General features: G+C 34.4%; 16 protein-coding genes. 8 read left to right on the top strand and 8 right to left on the bottom strand.

All coding sequences use genetic code 11. From position 1 onward, the window contains the following. Position 1: 1 nt before the first annotated feature. Positions 2-397: a hypothetical protein gene (locus EGI22_RS04900; protein ID WP_255066749.1), complete on the bottom strand. Its 396-nt coding sequence runs from the start codon at positions 395-397 to the stop codon at positions 2-4. Positions 398-515: 118 nt separating this feature from the next. After that, entirely contained in the window at positions 516-887 is a 372-nt protein-coding gene (locus tag EGI22_RS04895) for a hypothetical protein (protein WP_255066747.1), read from the bottom strand. 164 nt (positions 888-1,051) lie between these two features. On the opposite strand from EGI22_RS04895, the gene EGI22_RS04890 reads away from it, so the two are divergent. The 4 genes from EGI22_RS04890 to EGI22_RS04875 all read left to right on the top strand — a co-directional run bounded on the left by EGI22_RS04890 (position 1,052) and on the right by EGI22_RS04875 (position 5,483). Then, positions 1,052-1,855 (top strand): molecular chaperone, encoded by an 804-nt coding sequence (locus tag EGI22_RS04890; protein WP_255066746.1) that lies wholly within the window; start codon positions 1,052-1,054, stop codon positions 1,853-1,855. 29 nt (positions 1,856-1,884) lie between these two features. Then, positions 1,885-2,673 carry a ParA family protein gene (locus EGI22_RS04885; protein ID WP_255066745.1) on the top strand — a complete coding sequence of 263 codons (789 nt, stop codon included), beginning with the start codon at positions 1,885-1,887 and terminating at the stop codon, positions 2,671-2,673. Positions 2,674-2,876: 203 nt separating this feature from the next. After that, the gene (locus EGI22_RS04880) at positions 2,877-4,403 is read left to right on the top strand and encodes a SulP family inorganic anion transporter (protein WP_255066744.1); all 1,527 of its coding nucleotides are present in this window, start codon (positions 2,877-2,879) and stop codon (positions 4,401-4,403) included. Between the two features lie 459 nt (positions 4,404-4,862). After that, the gene (locus EGI22_RS04875) at positions 4,863-5,483 is read left to right on the top strand and encodes a response regulator transcription factor (RefSeq protein ID WP_255066743.1); all 621 of its coding nucleotides are present in this window, start codon (positions 4,863-4,865) and stop codon (positions 5,481-5,483) included. An 18-nt stretch (positions 5,484-5,501) separates the two neighbouring features. Here the strand turns inward: EGI22_RS04875 and EGI22_RS04870 are convergent, their stop codons facing one another. From EGI22_RS04870 to EGI22_RS04855, 4 genes are all read right to left on the bottom strand, one after another. Beyond that, entirely contained in the window at positions 5,502-7,244 is a 1,743-nt protein-coding gene (locus EGI22_RS04870; protein ID WP_255066742.1) for a histidine kinase, read from the bottom strand. Between the two features lie 66 nt (positions 7,245-7,310). Next, positions 7,311-8,642, bottom strand: coding sequence for a M23 family metallopeptidase (locus EGI22_RS04865; RefSeq protein WP_255066741.1), 1,332 nt, complete (start codon positions 8,640-8,642; stop codon positions 7,311-7,313). Next, positions 8,639-10,264 (bottom strand): hypothetical protein, encoded by a 1,626-nt coding sequence (locus EGI22_RS04860; protein ID WP_255066740.1) that lies wholly within the window; start codon positions 10,262-10,264, stop codon positions 8,639-8,641. Before EGI22_RS04860 ends, EGI22_RS04865 begins: the two co-directional genes overlap by 4 nt. A 727-nt stretch (positions 10,265-10,991) precedes the next feature. Then, on the bottom strand, positions 10,992-11,132 hold the full coding sequence (locus EGI22_RS04855; RefSeq protein ID WP_255066739.1) for a hypothetical protein: 141 nt from the start codon (positions 11,130-11,132) through the stop codon (positions 10,992-10,994). A 619-nt stretch (positions 11,133-11,751) separates the two neighbouring features. Here EGI22_RS04855 and EGI22_RS04850 point away from each other — a divergent pair. Genes EGI22_RS04850 through EGI22_RS04835 form a run of 4 tightly spaced genes read left to right on the top strand, consistent with a single transcriptional unit; the run spans position 11,752 to position 13,497 of the window. Next, positions 11,752-12,075 carry a helix-turn-helix transcriptional regulator gene (locus EGI22_RS04850; protein WP_255066738.1) on the top strand — a complete coding sequence of 108 codons (324 nt, stop codon included), beginning with the start codon at positions 11,752-11,754 and terminating at the stop codon, positions 12,073-12,075. A gap of 5 nt (positions 12,076-12,080) precedes the next feature. Next, complete coding sequence (locus tag EGI22_RS04845) at positions 12,081-12,539, top strand: SRPBCC domain-containing protein (RefSeq protein ID WP_255066737.1); 459 nt, start codon at positions 12,081-12,083, stop codon at positions 12,537-12,539. Continuing rightward, complete coding sequence (locus EGI22_RS04840) at positions 12,536-12,916, top strand: DoxX family protein (RefSeq protein WP_255066736.1); 381 nt, start codon at positions 12,536-12,538, stop codon at positions 12,914-12,916. The genes EGI22_RS04845 and EGI22_RS04840 overlap by 4 nt, the downstream gene beginning before the upstream one ends. Positions 12,917-12,918: 2 nt before the next feature. Beyond that, the gene (locus EGI22_RS04835; protein WP_255066735.1) at positions 12,919-13,497 is read left to right on the top strand and encodes a YdeI family protein; all 579 of its coding nucleotides are present in this window, start codon (positions 12,919-12,921) and stop codon (positions 13,495-13,497) included. Between the two features lie 32 nt (positions 13,498-13,529). On the opposite strand, the gene EGI22_RS04830 is transcribed toward EGI22_RS04835, so the two are convergent. Further along, the gene (locus tag EGI22_RS04830; RefSeq protein ID WP_255066734.1) at positions 13,530-13,958 is read right to left on the bottom strand and encodes a DoxX family protein; all 429 of its coding nucleotides are present in this window, start codon (positions 13,956-13,958) and stop codon (positions 13,530-13,532) included. A 94-nt stretch (positions 13,959-14,052) separates the two neighbouring features. Next, positions 14,053-14,679, bottom strand: a complete 627-nt coding sequence (locus EGI22_RS04825; RefSeq protein ID WP_255066733.1) for a DUF2306 domain-containing protein — start codon at positions 14,677-14,679, stop codon at positions 14,053-14,055. Between the last annotated feature and the right edge of the window lie 16 nt (positions 14,680-14,695).

Raw genomic sequence — 14,695 nt, 5'->3', positions numbered from 1 at the left:
ATTATTGCGGACTTAAAGTAAAAATTAATACGATGGCATAGGTACCTCCATTGAAAGTATATCCAGGTGTAGCTTTAATGTCAAGTTTAAATTGATTTCCAGCTGAAGTATTGTCTCCTTTATAACCTATCCCGACGGTATTTGAGTTTTGACTTAAAGGCACAAAGGTGGAACTGTTGTTTTTTTTAATGCTCAGTATGTCAGGGGGCATCTGAGTACTAGCTTGGGACCCAATCGCCAGAAATTTAGAAGTCAGGGTAGATACATTTAATAGCCAGTTTTTGTTTGAATTAATGCTAACATTAAACTTATTAGGTAAAGTAATACCATCTAAAAGTTCTTGATTATTATTAAATCTAAAATCTAAAAATCCGTTTGTGCTAATATCGAGCGACATATAAGAGTTTATATTTACATAGGCGGTAGCTGTCCTAGTTATAGTGGCCTGAGAAAAGGACAAAATAGAAATTAAAAATAAAGAAAAAATTAAGAATAGTTTTTTTGACATTGTTAATCTATTCAGAAACTGTAAAAATAAAGCTAAAACTGTAATTGTCAGGATTGATATTTAAACTTAAAGGATTTAATATTAAGTCATAGTAAATAGTATCAGTTCTTCGATTTCTATTTGTAACGTTGCCTATCAATACATCTGTTAACCCTAAGGTTATGGGTAAAAAATAGGAGCCACCCATTGTAAAGTTGGCACTATTTAGCTTAACCGAAAAAAGATTTACTGGAACTGAAGTTAAATTTTGTCCCGAATTTGAAACAAGTTTGCAGTAAATGTTGTACCTGCCACTTCTAGAGTTTACAACATCTATTGTAAAAGCCTTAGGAATAGTGCGAGGAGTGTTGAAATCAGAAGGGTTTGAATAATCAAACACCAATGATGATGTCTGTAAATTAAAAGAAAAGGTTTGAGCGGGTGCTTTATGTGCTTTAAAAAAAACAAATGAAATTAATGCAAAAAAAAATATTCGTGAGTCCAAAATCAATTTTTAAAGATAATTTTGTAAAATAAAGTAAAAATTAAAATAAATATAATAGAATGAATCGTCTTTTTTTTATTTTTTCCCTTTTATTGGGAATCTTAAGTAGCACTGCCCAACAAATAAATATTAATCCTTCCATAGTAGAGTTTCGTTTGCAAAGTCCGGGGACCTCCGAAACACAGGTGGTAACTATTACCAACAATTCCTCAAAAACTCAGTCTTTTGAAATCAATATAGGAGATTGGAACAGAAAACCAAACGGATCACATGATTATTTCAAAGCTAACACAAAGCCCTATTCGTGTGCGTCTTGGTTAACTTTCGACAAAAATTTTCTTGAGGTTCCAGCTGGCAGCTCTGGAGAGATTGTACTAACTATGCAGTCGCCTAAGAATGTAGAAGAATTAGAATCTATGAAATGGGCTATGTTGTTTATTCAAGGTGCTAATTTGAAAAAACCACTGACAAATGAGCCAAATCAAGCAAAAGCAAGCATCCAAGAGATAGTTAGAATGGGAATTCATGTTTACCAAACTCCTCCAAGTTTGACAGAGAGCTCAGCAAGTGCGGTGAGTTTAACTAAATCAAAAGAAGACGCTAAGATTTATGAGTTTGAAATAAATAACACAGGTAAAACAATGATAAATTGTAAAAGCCATTTAGAGATTACAAATCTGTCAACTTCTCAAGAGACACTTACGGAAAATGTAGAGTTTCCAGTTTTTCCAGGCGGAAAAAGAATAGTGCCTTTGGAGATTCCTACAACCATAAAACCTGGTAAATATTCTATTTTGGCTGTTTTAGATTATGGCGACGAAAACCCCCTAGAAGCAATAGAAAAAGTTATCGAAATCAAATAATTTTGTATCTTGCGTGTCGTTAAGACATCATGATGCTTCCTAAAATAATTGCAATTTCGAATCAAAAAGGCGGGGTAGGTAAAACTACTACCGCCGTCAATATATCTGCTGGACTAGCCGCCAGAGGTTACAAAGTCTTGTTGATAGACACTGACCATCAGGCCAGTTGCACAGTAGCCTTTGGACTTAAATCTGAATATGATAACAAGAGTATTTATGCTGCTTTGGTCGGCTTAAGTCCTATACAAGACTGCATAATTCGTACTGGCTATCCAAACCTAGACCTTATTCCTTCTACGCCGCATTTGGTTGGTGCTGAAATAGAATTGGTCAATTTTACGGAGCGAGAGTACATTTTACAAGAAAAACTGGAGCCCATCAAACCGCTCTATGATTTTATTTTTATAGATTGTCCGCCTTCTCTGGGAATTGTGCCCATCAATAGCTTTATGGCTGCAGACTCCATCATTATTCCACTCCAATGTGAATATTTTGGAATAGAAGGCTTGGAACTGATATTGGGCACCATGAAAATAATTCAAAAACGCCTAAAACCAGAACTCTATGTTGAAGGTATATTGCTGACTATGCACGATGAAGACAATGAGCTATCAAACCAGATTCTGGATTTGATGAGAGAAAACTTCGGTGACATAGTTTTTGATACTTATATTCCTCGAGATATGGCGTTTATAGACTCTACAGCCAAACAAGTCCCTGTTATTTTATCCAAAAAAAGATCAATAGGTGCCAACGCCTACGACAGGATGATTCTGGAATTTTTGGAAAAATATAATCTTAGAAAAAATAAAAAATGATGATTTATTCATCAAAAAACTCAATGGATTTATCTTCCAAAAACAATAAATCATAGAAAAACCACCTAAAAGCCTTAATTTTGTAGCTTTCATGGCTGAATTTAAGTATTTCACATTCCATTCGGTCTTTTTTCCATTTGGTCTTCTTTCCTTTTTACAGGGATAATACCGCTCAAAATTTAGGGTTATCCTATATATTTTTTATGAAACAATATTTTAATCTGTTCAATTTTCAACAAAAAGTTGATTACAAAACCGAAGTATTATCAGGCTTAACTGTAGCCTTGGCATTAGTACCAGAGGCTATCGCATTTGCATTTATCGCTGGATTGTCTCCATTGGTTGGCTTATATGCCGCTTTCTCAATGGGCTTAATCACTTCTATTTTTGGAGGTAGGCCAGGAATGATTTCAGGAGCCACAGGTGCTGTAGCCGTAGTAATTGTAGCTTTAGCAAAAACCCATGGTGTAGAATATATCTTTGCCACAGTCATTTTGGCCGGAATTATACAAATGTTAGCCGGTTTTTTAAAACTTGGTAAGTTTATACGATTGGTGCCTCAGCCAGTTATGTATGGTTTTGTGAATGGTTTGGCCATCGTAATTTTCATGTCTCAAATACCGCAATTTAAAGTTGCAGGGGCTGACAATTGGCTTTCAGGAACAGCATTATATTCTATGTTAGGCCTTGTTGCTTTAGCCATGTTAATTATTTGGGGCTTACCAAAAATTACCCGAGTAATTCCAGCTCCTTTGGCGGCCATCTTGATTGTTTCAGCAGTGGTTGCAATTTTTAATATCAATACAACCACTGTTGGAGATATGGCTTCGATCAAAGGAGGATTTCCTCCTTTTCATATTCCAGATTTGCCTTTCAGTTTAGAAACACTGCAAATCATTTTTCCATATGCTGTAATTGTTGCTGGAGTAGGTTTGATTGAAAGTCTATTGACCTTAAATCTTTTGGATGAAATAACTGAAACCAAAGGCCGAAGCAACAAAGAAGCAATAGCACAAGGCATGGCAAATTTCATAACAGGCTTTTTCTCAGGAATGGGCGGATGTGCTATGATTGGCCAGAGTTTGATAAATATCTCAAATGGAGCAAGAGCTAGGCTCTCAGGTATTTTTGCTTCTATTATGCTTTTGGTATTCATTATGTTTGGTAACAGTTTGATTGAAAAAATGCCTATGGCAGCTCTTACAGGTCTGATGATAATGGTGGCCATAGGTACATTTGAATGGGTTACCATCAGAATGGCTAACAAAATGCCCAAACACGATATTTTTGTGGGATTGGTTGTTATTTTAGTAACTGTTTTTATGCACAATTTGGCTTTAGCAGTTTTGATTGGCGTTATCATTTCGGCATTGGTATTTGCTTGGGAAAGTGCTAAAAGAATAAGAGCCAGAAAATACATCGACGAAAAAGGCATAAAGCATTACGAAATTTTTGGCCCACTATTTTTTGGATCCACAACAGTTTTTTCTGAAAAATTTGACGTACATAATGATCCCGCAGAAGTGGTAATTGATTTCAAAGAAAGCCGAATAAACGACATGAGTGCCATAGAAGCTGTTAACAAAATCACAGAGCGATACGCCAAGGTAAACAAAAAAGTTCATTTGAGGCATCTAAGTCCAGACTGCCGACAATTACTACAAAACGCCGATAAGGTTATAGACGTAAATATCTATGAGGACCCTTCTTACAAAGTTGCGGTGGACTAAAGTGTATTGAAAGTGAACCAGATGGACTTAATCCTTTATTCTATACCAAAAGGAAAGTAAAATTCTAAGCAAGTCCTCATTCTCTAAAAGACTCTATAGAATAAAGTAATATCATTTGTTTAACTATTACATAAAGCTTTTTGGGAAAGGGTGTTTGGTTTCTTACATTAGTTTTTGCTTTCAGTTTAATAAAATATAGTTCGACTTTAGACAACTTTCTTGAATAAATTATATTTGCAGAAATACTAAAATATCCAGTTCTTTTGATGTTTTGCATATTTCAGTAAATTTACCAAATAGTTTCACAGAAGTTCATCAGGTAAATTTGGCGTTAGAGAAGGGAAATTGAAATTAAACATAGTTTTTATTATAAAAGCTTATTTGTGACTTTGAACAATTTAATAATCACGGCAAATGGGGATAATTTAGGTAAAAAAAAAAGCTAATTTGTATACCATTATGATAAAAGTAAACATTGTTGACGACCATTCCCTTTTCCTAGAGAGTCTAGCTTTACTTATATCAAATATAGAGGGTGTGGAGCTGGTGTATAAAACAGACAATGCTGAGGATATGCTCAGGAATATGCCTTTTTATCCTTGTGATATACTTATCTCCGACTATCAGATGCCTGGAATGAGCGGTTTAGAATTGACCAAACAGCTTATGTTAAAACAGCCTGAAGTGAAAGTGCTGATGTTGACTATGGTTGAAAACATAGAAATCATAAAGGCTGCATTCAAAGCCGGTGCGAGTGGTTACATACTAAAAAACGCAAAAAAAGTAGATTTTGAGAAGGCTATTAAAAACTTAGCTATGGGCGAAAAGTATTATTTTGCTTCGGTCTTTCAAAAACTCCAACAACATGCCTATTTATTGGAAGAAGCTCTTAGCGAAAGAGAATTGGAAGTAGTAAAACTAATTGCCGAAGAATATTCCTCATCACAGATTGCAGAAAAGCTTTTTATTTCATTAAATACAGTGGAGACGCATCGAAAAAATATTTTCAGAAAAACTGGCGTAAAGAACTCTTTTGGCCTTCTTAAATATGCTTTACTCAATCAACTAATTGAATTATGAATTTATAGATATAGTTAATTACAAAGGTATAACAATTTCAAAACTTGTCATCTGACTAGCATTATTACGTATAGTCATGCTTCCGCGTAACTCTTGAATTCTCTGCTCAATATTTAGTATTCCTTGCCCTTTTTTATACCCCAACATTCCTATTCCGTTATCAGAAATTTCTACAAACAAGAGCTCATTAGCTGTTTTTATTTTTATTTTACCCTCATCTGCTCCTGAGTATTTGAGCATATTATTACAAAGTTCAAGCACGATCGCATAGGTGTTCAGTGTGATGTTTTTAGCAAAAACTCTATCACCAATCTGATTTTCTAATTGCAAAAAAATACGACTCTGGGCATTAAGTTTATCAATTAGTCTTTCTAAAGCAGAACCCAAAAAACCATTTTCTATTTCGGCAGGTTGCAAGTTATGAGACAAACTTCTCACTTCTGCATAGGCATCTTCCATCATCAAGGTGATTTTTCGATACAGCTGTTTTTCGTTTTCATTGAGTGACTCAATATCGAGCGTATCTAGACTTATAGATACTGCTGAAAGCAAACTGCCAAGGTTATCATGTAGGTCGGTGGCGATTCTTTTTCTTTCAATATTTTGACCTTTCTGCATGGCGTTTTTAATCTCATCATAAGCCATCTGCAATTCTTTGGTTCTGTCTTTTACTTTTTGTTCTAGTCCTAAATTAAGGTCTTCTATCAAGGTCTTTTGAGCGGCAATCTCCTGATTCTTTTTGTGCAAGATCTGCCTATTTCTGAATAGCCAAATGGCCAGTATGGAAAGCAGTAAGCTTCCAGCTAAAAAATAGTTCTTAAGCCTTTTCTGAATAAGTCCTTTTTGCATTTCTACTCGTAGGTCTGCCTCTGACTTTTGCTCCAAAATTTTCTTTTCAAGTGCCAACTGGTCATTTGCTACCTTGGCATTGAAGATTTTGTCTAAATATTGATGGTATTTTTCTAAATGATACAATGCCAAATCAGGACTATTGGTAGCTTGATAAACCCTGTAGAGGCTTTCATGACAATTATAGAGTACTCTAGGGTTACTGGTTTTTTGCAAGGCATGTTTTGAATATTTTTCACTTAAATTCATTTCTTTTTTAAGCAAATAAATTCGTCCCAATAGCATCTCAATCTCTGCTAAGCCTCTGTCACTCGGACGATTTTTAAAAAATGAATAGCATTGCTTGGCCATAGCCAAGGCCTTATCGGGTTCATTTAGTTCGACGAAATTACTGACAATATCATTTTTTAAATAATACTTTTTTAAATTATTTGAGGAGTTTCGCAGGTAATGACTCGCAGAATCTAAATAGCGATTACTTTCCACAAATCGCTCGCTGTAGCCATAGCCGCGTGCCAAGCTTAGATAAATTTGGGCTATTTGCTCTTGATAAGCTAGGTTGTTATTTTCATTTGACAAAGAGCTTATGGCACCATCGCAAAATTGATGCACTTTTTCTAAATCTGACAGAAATACATAGGCATACACTATCTCATCTGAGATTAGGCTTTTCTGAAATGCGGTGAATTTCTTTGGTGATTTTTCAAGATAATCTAAATTTTTATTTCCAAACTCTATCAGGCTTATCCAGTCGGACTGGTATCTTAGATAATTTGCTGTTTTATATAAGGAATCAATAATGCTCTGGTTAGAAACTCCAAATCGGAACTCTGGATTTTGAGCATACCCCATTTCAAACTGACCCAAAATCAGAATAATAAATTGGATAAAAAAACCAAATGAAGTTTTCAAAACTTAAATGTCTATACATCAAATTTAACTTAAAAACATCATTTTAATATCAATTTCATTAAGATTTTAGTCTACATAATCACATGCCTTTATTCGAGCTTTCATAGTAGCTCCTGATTTAATCTCAAATCCTGGCGTAAAGACAATTTCTTCATTTGCTTGGTAAAGCACTCTTGTTTGGTCATTGGTAAAATGCTCTGCTGAAGAACTAATCGTATTTCCTGCAATATAACCTTTGCTCCCAGTGACATTACCGAGAATATTTTTTGTGCTATTACACCCTACGGTAAAAAAATGATAATAATTTTTGTTTTTGTAGACTATCTTAATAATCCAGGTGCCAGTATTAGCATCCGGTAATTGGTGCGTTGAAACATAAAGAAAACCAGTTCTTTCTTGAGGAAATTGATGAAACCAAGTGCTGTAGGTATCGCCGTTAGGTTTAATGAGCTCAAAAGAAGACACATCTAAAGCTTGAATATCTTTAAAAGCAACTGAAATATGAAAAAATGATCCCGAGGCAAATTGATTGGCTTCAAAAGTTATTTCTTCACTTGGACAAACACCAAAATCAGGTGGAGCAGTATGGGTCATTATTCTATTAATCATAGGTTCTCTATAAGGTCTTTGGACTTTCCACCAACTGTCATTGTTTAATGAGTTACAATTACCCGTAAAAGGATCTATGAGGTCGTCATTGGTGTCATATACTGAAAAATGTAAATGGGGCCCTGTAGAACGTCCTGAGCTACCTACTAAACCCAAATATTCACCTTCTTCTACCCGATCGTCTTCAGATTTGCTGGTAACACTACCGTTTTTCATATGATAGTAATTTGTTATGGTACCGTCATCGTGTAATAAACTCACATAATTGGCATTGCCTGCCCCAGCCCATTCACAGTTTTTATCGAAATTGCCAGTTCTTTTGGTCAGTATTATTCCCGGAGCGGCGGCTACAATTTGCACTGATTCGTTATCCATCATTCGCCACGCAAATGGGAATAAACCTATATCTTCGGCATCGTGCCCGTCATAGGTCCGTTTTCCGCAATTATAGTCATCAATCCACTCGGGTTCCCTTACATCATCATCACCTTCAGGATCTGAATTTGCGTTTTGGTCAACGAAATTGCTTATGGTAAAATTATTGTAGGTGAAATCATAATCTGATGAGGATTGAAGTGGCCATCCTAGAAGAATATGATGGTTGTTGCTTCCTCGTACCCTGGCATTGGCTTTTGCAGCCTCAGGATTCGAATTTAAATAAGCATACTTCAAGGATTTGATATGCTCTTTATAGCTTTTCAATTCTTGAGCTGATAAGCATTGAAAATTATCTTGCTGTGCCTTGGCAACAATAGAGATTAACGAGAATAAGAGGAGTATTTTTTTCATTTTTTTGAAGCTTTTAATTCGTCAATTTCTTTCTTAAGTTCAATAATATAAAGGGTCAATTCCTCTACTTTTTCCATGGTTCTTCTTTGCATTTCACCGAGTTCAATTCCTTCTTTTTCAATTTCTTTAGCATCAGGAATATTGGGCAGATGATGGTTTTCTTTGATATATTTTTCTAAATCATATAAAGGAGATAATTTGTATTTTTGATCAAACACATAGTCTGGCCATCCAGCCGACTGAAGCCTTACTTTAAGTTCTTCACAAATTATTTTACCTCCTACGCCCATTTTGTAGCCATTGGGTACTGTCACAGAAGTGCCCAATTGAAACTGTGAGGCCGTCATAATTATTTTTCCAGTATTTAGCGAAGTACCAATATTCAGATTATCATCCACCGCCCATACATAGGCTCTTTGAGTTCCTGCTTCGAAGAAATTGATCGCAGGATTATCCCCATTTATTTTTATGGCCTCCAAGTTTTCATTCACCGTGAGCTTTTTGTTTACGACAAGTTCATTCGAAATATTTACATTACCGTTTTGATTTATGGTAAATCGATCCGCGTTTGCTACTCTAAAAATTAAATTGGCAGAAGAGTTGGTGGCAAAGGTTCCTAATCGTAAGTTATTACCTACGAGTTGTACAAAAGCCTTATCAACACCACCTGTTTGAAGCCTTAAAAGAGCGTCAGTGGCATTCATAATAGCGTGACCATTCACATGTAATTTTTCTAAAGGATTTGCAGTTCCTAATCCAAAATTACCATCGGCATCCACCACACCTCGCATGGTGTTTTTAGTCATAAAACGCAGACTTCCAACAGTGTTGGTGGCACTTGTACCTACATAAAGGTGGTCAGAGGCGACATACAGACCGCCTTTTTGACTGGCTCCCACTTTAAACCTAATCTCGGGAGAATCATCTACAATTTCGAGGGAAGGTTCAGAATTGCCTGTTCCATTGATACTAAAAGCGGTACCAGAGCCAGTATTTATATCACCGTTGGGATAAAGTTTCAAATGACCTACATTACCCAGACTAGAAAATGTTAGCGTCCCTGCAGATTCTGTAATTTTTGCATTATTGGTGGTGCCATCTTTGAACTCTATATAGTTCCCAAATAGCGGGTCTGCATTCAATATCAGGCTATTAGTAGTGCTGTTCGACATTTTAAATTTGCCTTTTACCTCTAATTTTTCATTCGGGCTAGATGTACCTATGCCCACATTTCCGTCCAATTTGTTGTACTGATTTTCACCTACTTTTGTCCAGGTAGCATCTGAAGTAGTGGCAAACCGCTCCCAATAATCATCAGCAGTAAATACATATAGTCCTGGCAAACTCCTATTCCCAAGGTCAGAAAGTGGCTGAAATACCAACAAACCCGTATCAGCACGAGCAATGCCAGCTCTTTGTAGCCCAGTCATTCTGGGTATCAGTATTCCTTTACTTTTACTTCTTACGTCAAGAATTGAAGAGCTTGCGGGGGTGTCAGAGCCTCCTGTATTACTAATTACCTTTCCTTTAGGGCTGTCCGCTATTTTTACATTTTGGGCATTAGATATTGAAAACCCTAAACAAAGTAAGATAAGAAACAGAACTCGATGGTTTATTTTCATTGCTTTAAAGTTTAAGCTTCAAAGTTCCATTCTGCTTGTTTAAAAAATATCATGGTTTACCGTGATTTATTTAATCTCAGTAAGTATCAGTGTTTAAATAAGTATGTTAACTTGAATCTCAAAAAAGCATAAAACCTTGGGCAAGTGTAATTTTATTATTTACACTTAAGCACATGACAAAAAAAAGTAAATGTTGATTTTATATTTATTAATACCTGTTATTAAGGCATTTGATATATAATCTAATTCAAATTTAATAATACTAATTGCTCCTCTCCCATGAGTTTTCAATTTTAGTATTTTAAAAACTGATTCCAAATAATCTCTTATCAAATAAGAACAATTAAAAGCCATCATAACTAAAAGTATTAGTCTTTCTAAGCTTTCCAATTTTATTACCTATGTATCTTATATATTGAATCCATTGCCTTTTAAGGATTTAAATAATGTTTCTATCTCCCATCTAATTTTATAATATTCTACTGATTCTACGGGCCGATTGTAAGAAACCAAAATCAATAATCCTATTCCATTATCTCTTGTAATCGTCTTTATGGCTGATAAATACACTAGTTCCCCATTTAAATTTTCTATTTTAGGATAATGCCATACGTCATTAATTTTTAAATTATTAAATAACCAACTTACCTTGATTTCTCTGTTTTTACAGGTAAAAATACCTTGAAATTGTTCCTAATTCGTATTTGATACCTTATACCCTCGGCATTTAAAAATCCAATCCATTTTTCTCCAATAAATTCTCAATAAGCTTAAACACAATCAATGCTTTCAAGACAAAGTAATCAATATACTTCCTAATTAGTTCTGCTCTTTCCTCATAAGTGAAATTGCCTCTTTGGTTTAACATTTTAAACATTAATGTAAATGCAAAATTCTTATAAATAACTCCTAATATTGATATTTGACTTTCCAAACCCACTGAGGTCGCACACGACTTTAGTTCTATTAATAATCAATATTCTTTTTTCTTGATTAAGTAAAAGTTAAAAAATCAACTTCGATACAATTTCCATTGAGAAATCGAAGTCTGCCATAAACCTTTGAATTCGTCTATAAGAACTATTTTTGTCTGCCTCGAATGGAAATGCGGTTGTTAGTCTATAATAAATAATCGTTTTAACCTTTCTAAGGACTTCAATAAACAAACAAAAGAGTTTGAGCCTAGCTAAGTTAAAATTACACTTGAAAAAGGGCCTTAATACTGGAAATTAAATCGCTATTTTACTGTCTGGGCTGGTATTCAGTATTAGGAAAACTTGTTCTTATTTTTTCTAATACTTTGAATATGAGTTATTTACATTAAAAAAAATCTTAATCTGCATATTATCAAACAACTAAATAATTCCAAATTCAATAATTACGAGCAACTGAAATTTGGTAATTTACAATCATATATTTAAAATAAACAAAATTTATTTTGTGTAGCCAAATAACTTCATTTATATTTGTAGTCAAATAGCTACATAATGAATTTAAGACGAGACGTATTTCAAGCCATAGCTGACCCGACGAGGAGAGCGATTTTGCTTTTGGTAACTACCCAAGCTATGTCTGCAGGAGCCATTGCAGCAAACTTTGACTCTGCAAGACCAACAGTTTCTAAACATTTACAAATACTTACAGAATGCGATTTATTACTTCAAAAGCCTTCTGGCAGAGAAGTATTTTATCAAATCAATGCTCAAAAAATGAAAGAAGTAGCAGATTTTATTGAGCCATTTCGCAGCATGTGGGATAATAGATTCAACAAATTAGAAACTTTGATGAAGCAATATAAACCTACTAAATAATACCCATGGAATCAAAAACTAAAATATCTGCTGAAGAGGGAAAACAAGAGTTGTGGATTAAAAGAGAATTTGACATTTCTTTAGAACTACTTTTTTTAGCCTATCAAGAACCCAACCTTGTGGAGCAATGGATGGGAACTAAAGTCATTAAACTTGAAAGCAAAAAATATGGTATTTTTCAATACGAAACCACGGACCCTAAGGGTAACAAACATGGTTTTAGTGGGGTAATACATGAATTTGTACCAAACAAAAAAATCACAAGAACTTTCGAAATGGAAAATTCGGTTTTTCCTGTTCAGTTAGAATACCTAGAATTTGAAAAACTTAGCGATACGAAAAGCAGACTTAACATGCAGATAATTTTCAAATCAGTAGAATTTAGAAACCAGCTGATGGCACTGCCTTTTGCGTTTGGTCTAAATATGGCACATAATAGAATAGAAGAAATTTATAAAAAATGACAAAAAGAAACAAAATTATTTACTGGGTGGCCACACTTTGGTTAGCTCTTGGTATGACTTCTACAGGGATTGTTCAAATTATAAAAATGGACGAAGAAGTACAGAATTTTTCAAACTTGGGTTTCCCACTTTATTTAATGACTTTAATTGGTGTTTGGAAAATTCTAGGTGTAATCGTCATTTTAATTCCCAAATTTCCATTAGTAAAAGAATGGGCTTATGCTGGTTTTTTCTTTACAATGACAGGTGCAATAATTTCGCATCTTGCTATAGGCGAACCAATTGTTAAAACATTCCCTCCCCTATTGCTTTTGATTTTAACTATTGTATCTTGGTATTTTAGACCTGAGGAAAGAAAAATTAAAATAAACAATTAAAGATGAATCCTGAAGTAGATTGGTTTTTTCAAAAAGAATCTAAATGGCAAGAAGAATACAAAAAACTGAGGTCGATTGTATTAAGCTCTGGGCTTATAGAAGAGTTGAAATGGGGGGTTCCATGTTATACTTTTCACAAAAACAATGTTGTGTTAATTCATGGATTTAAGGAATATTGTGCCCTATTGTTTCATAAAGGAGTATTGCTAAAAGATGAAAATGGAATTTTGGTTCAACAAACTGAAAATGTGCAGTCTGCACGACAAATTCGGCTTACAAACCTTAAAGAAATTGAAGACAAGGAAGCAATCTTAAAAGCTTACATTTACGAAGCTATTGAAGTAGAAAAGGCAGGTTTAAAGGTTGAATTAAAGAAACCAACTGAATTTAAAATGGCTGATGAGTTTAAAGTAAAATTAGATGAAAACGCCACACTAAAATCTGCTTTCGAGGCTTTGACTCCTGGCAGACAAAGAGCCTATTTACTTCATTTCTCGCAGCCCAAACAATCCAAAACAAGGGAAGCAAGAGTTGAAAACTGCCTACCTAAAATATTGGGCGGAAAAGGTTTAGATGATTGAGAATAGGTAAAATTCTATCGTCCTTTCAAAAACTATAAGAGTTTCTGTGATTTTAATCCATTTGAAAAAAGAAAGCTCAGGATGGCAAAAATCAAAAGAAAATTAAACTCAACCCCATTTCTACCACCGCCAACTACAAACCATCCTTCTTTGAGATGTATCATAAAAATACCCGCAACTAAAATCATTATCGTAACGATTGAGCTAAATTTCAGGAATTTATCTGTCATTAATGAAAAAACAAAAAGTAAATGTGAAAGCTTTATAAGCCAAGCCAAAGGGACTCCAAAAGGAGAAAAACCAACCTGATTTAAATATAAGTTTCCAAAATCATTGATGCCGTTATTAAACATTCCTGCTGCACCGTGTATCATAAAAATTACAACAAGGGCGATTCGGAGTAAAGGGTTACTCAATTGAAATACATTAAAGTTCATAATCGTTTTTTGTTTAAATGACATTTATTTGAATAGCTAATCTAAGGAGATTTTTTTAGGCTTTGATTTTCATAAGATTCATAAAAATACAATTTTTATGGAAAAATTGTATTTAAATCTAAGTAGAGAAATTAGAAATTTCTCTATTTTTTTTCTGAACAATAAAATAAGCCACCACCATGTTTGGCACCCAAGAAAGCCACGCAACTATCTGATAACCTACATTAAACTCAGTAAAATAGGTATGCACTAAAGGCGAATACAGCCTCAAAGTAACACCTCCAAAACATAAAGCATAGCTATAAATCATCATGGCTTGGTGGTGGTAAATATTTTTTTCTCTTATGAAAAGATACGCTTTCGCCGTAAAATACATCCAAAGTATATCTCCTGTAATAAAACCCATCTTCGCAATGACACCTCCGGTACCATACAGGCCTATGTAAAATGCAGCAATAGACCCAAAAAACACAGATATTACGTATGTTTTGCCGATAATTCCATGCAATTTCAGGTATTTTTTCCGGAGAGTTTCTATAAAGCCTATCCATCCAATAAAGAGTGCCAAGCCAGAAAAACCAACGTGCAAATAGAAGAATATTTTCCAGGATATAAGCTTCATGGTTTCAGGGTCTTTTATATCGAAATAGCCACCTTTGCCGTATTCAGCGAATAGATAAGATACGGGATAGATGCCAAAAAATAGAGCAAAAAAAGCAAACAAAAACCAAAGTATTTTTTTCATGTTTAGACAATTATTA

The sequence above is a fragment of the Lacihabitans sp. LS3-19 genome (assembly GCF_024343575.1).
GTDB lineage: Bacteria > Bacteroidota > Bacteroidia > Cytophagales > Spirosomataceae > Leadbetterella.
The sequence above is the reverse complement of the archived record's forward strand: the minus strand, read 5'-3'. Positions and strand labels throughout refer to the sequence as shown.